Source organism: Snuella sedimenti (assembly GCF_016428595.1).
Lineage (GTDB): Bacteria > Bacteroidota > Bacteroidia > Flavobacteriales > Flavobacteriaceae > Snuella > Snuella sedimenti.
Genome location: NZ_JAELVQ010000055.1, coordinates 1 through 3,257, shown reverse-complemented (window position 1 = coordinate 3,257; position 3,257 = coordinate 1). Strand labels below are relative to the sequence as shown.

Annotated in this window: 3 protein-coding genes; all 3 read right to left on the bottom strand. The window is 31.8% G+C overall.

What is annotated here, in order from left to right; genetic code table 11:
• Positions 1–56: 56 nt before the first annotated feature.
• The 3 genes from JF259_RS17550 to JF259_RS17540 all read right to left on the bottom strand — a co-directional run bounded on the left by JF259_RS17550 (position 57) and on the right by JF259_RS17540 (position 2,857).
• Positions 57–1,103, bottom strand: coding sequence for a hypothetical protein (locus JF259_RS17550; RefSeq protein ID WP_199117012.1), 1,047 nt, complete (start codon positions 1,101–1,103; stop codon positions 57–59).
• A 545-nt stretch (positions 1,104–1,648) separates the two neighbouring features.
• Entirely contained in the window at positions 1,649–2,116 is a 468-nt protein-coding gene (locus JF259_RS17545) for a hypothetical protein (protein WP_199117011.1), read from the bottom strand.
• Positions 2,117–2,368: 252 nt separating this feature from the next.
• Entirely contained in the window at positions 2,369–2,857 is a 489-nt protein-coding gene (locus JF259_RS17540; RefSeq protein WP_199117010.1) for a hypothetical protein, read from the bottom strand.
• Positions 2,858–3,257 lie beyond the last annotated feature (400 nt).

The window sequence follows — 3,257 nt, the reverse complement described above, 5'->3', positions numbered from 1 at the left end:
ACTCAAATAGAAACGATTTTTAGTGGCTCACTTTCGTCCGGCAAGCTATGCTCAATTTAGACCGGCAAGGGTGGCTCACTTTGCTCCGAAGTTAGTGGTATACTTTGTCCGAATTTTGCACTATAATTCCAAAATTCGACACCTTTTTTTCTTAAATTTTCTCTCTGCTCGTTATTAACTCGAAGCCATATACTTGTAGACTTAATCGTTTTGGATTCCATTACAATTTGATATGCTTGTTCAGTTAATTTTTTTCTTAATGAAGCCTTAAAGTTTTCGGGGAAAAACAATAAAAATTCTTCAAGATTGGGAATCTGCGAAATTGAAGAAATATCGTTAAGCCTACTGTTGTTATCAACTTGGATTCTTTTTAACGATTTTAGTCCACTTAAATCTGGTAAAATGGACATTTCGGACATACCCTCAAAGCAAAGTTTCTCAAGATTCATAAGGTTCCTCAAAAATTGGTAGTCAGGAATTTGTCTTACTCTGCTTATTTCTAATTCTTTTAAATCATTTAGTTTTGAAACTGCATTTAGGTCTTTGTAACTGCCATAAAGCAAGTTTAATTCTTGAAGTTTTGTGAATTCGGTCAAAAAGTCTAGGTTATCCAATTTCACACCACGAAACGTCAAAGTTTGTAGATTCAATAAATGTTTAACGTTCTCCAATCCTTTTTTCATTCCGTCAACATACAATGATTCTAAATCTGTAAACTCTTTTATGAATGATATATCTACAGCTTTGGATTTAGTTTCCTCTATTCCAAAGTGTTTAAGTTTTGTATTCGTTTTCAGAATGGAATAGTCTTTTATATTGTAAGTGGCGATTGTAAATTTTCTAATATTCGGAATAAGTTTATAAAAGGATAAATCTTGACATTCATACCAAAGAACTCTTAATCCAATATCTGGATACTTACAGAAGAATTCATTAAGTGTTTCCCACGTTTGCCTTTTCGGATTTGGAAATTGGAATAGTTGTAATGAGTGAATATTCTTTTCCACTATGATTTTCGGGATATCAGATTTTTTGAGGTCAGAATGGATGTTTATGTTTCCACCAAAATTCCCCCATTTCTTTTTTCTGTTAAATATTCCCATTAATTATCTCGGTTCTTTAATGTGGTACAACAATTGCATACAGTTACCTTAGTAACTATATTTCCATTATATCTACCCAAATATAAATAATATTCTTACGTGTAAAGTGGGGTAAAGCTTTAAATCTTTAATCAAGAAGGAATTTTTGTCTTTCACTATTGGTAGACCAACATAAACAAGCATTCTTTAAGTGGGTGTTTTTATAAAAACTATGGGGTTGTGCAACAGTTGTCGTTGTTATCTGCTGGCATTTAAAGTATTAGTTAATAATTGGCATAAATCGAACCGAAATCAATGGCACAATGACTCCGAAATCGATGGCACAAACCGAACCGAATTAGCCATTGGTAATCCAACATAAACAAACACAGTTAAAATTGGCGTTAAATAGCTGCTTTTTTTAAATTAAAGGGTTGAGCAACAGTTACCGGTTCAGTCAACCCTTCGATTGAGCCTGTATCGAGCTTGTCGAGTTGCTCAGGACAGGCTCGGTGTTCATGCTCGGCCGTACCCACCACACGAACACTCTTAGTTATTGGCTACAGCTATTTTATTTTTCTATATATTGAAAATCGCTTTTCAGATCCAAACTCCAACGTTTCATTTGAGATGGATTTTATTCTCAAATAAAACGGGTTTGAAAGATATATTCCGTCTTTTTTTAGAACAAGAAATTTATCTTTCAAATATTCATTTCTGATTCTTTGGTCAAGGTGTTCTTTATCTTTTGAAACTTTTCGATAAATTAATAAAGTGTCTTTTTTGATTTCCCACTGTCCAAATTCCTTTTTATTATAATAGGAGTTAGTTTTATTAAAAGTCAGAAATGTATCTGGTTTTTCGTCAGATTCGATAGTTTGCGGTTCTTTATTTATATCTGACTCTTTTTCAAGAAACGTCCTTAAGTCAATTTTCTTGTCAAATTTCCACGTTCCAATAATCAGCTCAGATTTATTTTGAGCATAACAGGTCAAAAATCCAAGCATAAATATTATTAGAAATACGTTTTTCATAATTTTACTAACGTTAAATTATGGTGTTTAAAATCAGCAGATTATAAATGCTTAGGTTTTATATATTTTCTTTAATTTTTCAATCTAAATATACTCAATTTTACGTTAGCCAGCGTGTAACCTATCCCATAATTTTAGGGTGCAAGCAATTTACACGGCAAAATAAAAGCCCTTAAAAGGGCTTATTTGTATCTTGCTTTTAGAAAATTAAGGGCTTGTGCAACGGCTACAGGTGTTGTGGTGTCGTTTTTATTATTCAGTCAGTTTATCGATTATTTTATCCAAAATTTTCGAATCTGATTGTTTTTTTAAATAAACAAAATTTGGTGCCATTACATTTCCAATTCCTAAAATTCCATATTTAGGGTTAAAGAAAATCGGGTCAGTTCCGTCCATTACAGGTTCTTCCATTTCGTAATTCAAGAATTCCGCTTCAGATATTGAAGGCACTTCAAAATCGCTGTCTTTTCTTGGAATGTAACTCCACATAGCAAATTTCAATGTTTTAGTTCTTGGTATGTAAATCACATTCATATTTTTAGTTTCGTCAGTCAGATTTTCATATTTATATTTGGTTATAGTGTCTCTAATTTCAATAGTCAATTTGTAGTCTTCAGTCCTTTTAAGAGAATCAAATTCAAAAACATATAGAGTTCTGTTTTCAGTTATTGTTCCTTTTTTGGGTTTGGTGCAGCTCACTGAAATCAGAAGAATAATTAATATTTGAAGCGTTTTTCTCAAATGTTTGCCAACAATTGTATATAATTACCTTAGTAACTATATTTCCATTATCTACCCAAATATAAATAATATTCTTACGTGTAAAGAGGGGTAAGGCTTTAAATCTTTAATCAAGAAGGAATTTTTGTCTTTCACTATTGGTATCCAACATAAACAAGCATTCTTTAAGTGGGTGTTTTTATAAAAACTATGGGGTTGTGCAACAGTTGACGTTGTTATCTGCTGGCTTTTAAAGTATTGGTTAATAATTGGCATAAATCGAACCGAAATATGTGGCACAATTGTAAGCTCCCCTTAAAACCGAACTGTTTAAAAGTGTAAAAAAATATTAACTTTAAACAGTAATTATGAGAAAAAGTAAATTCAGTCCGCAGCAAATAGCCAAGATTTTAAAAGAGTT